This is a genomic window from Streptomyces sp. 4F14 (assembly GCF_048159485.1).
GTDB lineage: Bacteria > Actinomycetota > Actinomycetes > Streptomycetales > Streptomycetaceae > Streptomyces.
Genome location: NZ_JBLRVY010000085.1, coordinates 1 through 679 on the forward strand (window position 1 = coordinate 1; position 679 = coordinate 679).

2 protein-coding genes are annotated in these 679 nt (G+C 70.8%); one reads left to right on the forward strand and one right to left on the reverse strand.

The features are described from left to right. Window positions 1–277: hypothetical protein (locus ACLZOT_RS49705; protein ID WP_416975945.1), on the reverse strand; the 277-nt coding region annotated here is incomplete at its 3' end. 141 nt (window positions 278–418) lie between these two features. On the opposite strand from ACLZOT_RS49705, the gene ACLZOT_RS49710 reads away from it, so the two are divergent. Then, window positions 419–679: pyridoxamine 5'-phosphate oxidase family protein (locus tag ACLZOT_RS49710; RefSeq protein ID WP_416975946.1), on the forward strand; the 261-nt coding region annotated here is incomplete at its 3' end.

A 679-nucleotide genomic window follows, 5' to 3' on the forward strand; every position in this document is an offset into this window, starting at 1 on the left:
GGACCCCGAGGAGCCGGTCGCGCAGGGGCTTGGCGGTGACGAGGGTGTCGAGCAGCACCTGCCGCTCGCTCTCCTCCCCCCCCTCCACGATCCGGCCCAGTCCGCGGAGGGCCCGATCGGGGTCGGCGGTGGCCCCGAGCGCCTCCAGGAGGACCGGATCGGACCGCACGGAAGCGAGCGCGTCCAGGTCGAGGAGCTGCTCGGCGGCGGACGGGTCGGTGAATCCGTGCCGCAGCAGCCGTGTGAAGGTACTGCTCCTGCGCCCCGGCGCCGTCATGCTCGCCCTCCCGTCCGATCACGGTCGTACGCACCCGATCAAGGTCGTACCCGGTCGAGCCTAGCCGGAGTACCTGTAAGTGGCGCCGATGAATTCCGGCGGCCCGGCCGGTCTGTCCTGTGGAGCCACTGGAGGTGTCCGATGACCGGTAACCAACCGCAGACCCGACTGGATACGCGCTACAGCGACAAGAAGGCCGAGGCGATCCCCTGGTCGGAGGCGGAGAAGCTGCTGACCGGGGCCGAGCTGTTCTGGATCTCGACGGTACGGCCGGACGGGCGGCCGCATGTGACGCCGCTGCCGGCGGTGTGGTCGCGGGGCGCGCTGCACTTCTGCACGGGCCCGGAGGAACGCAAGGCGAGGAACCTCGCCCTGAATCCGAACGTCGTCCTGACGACCGGC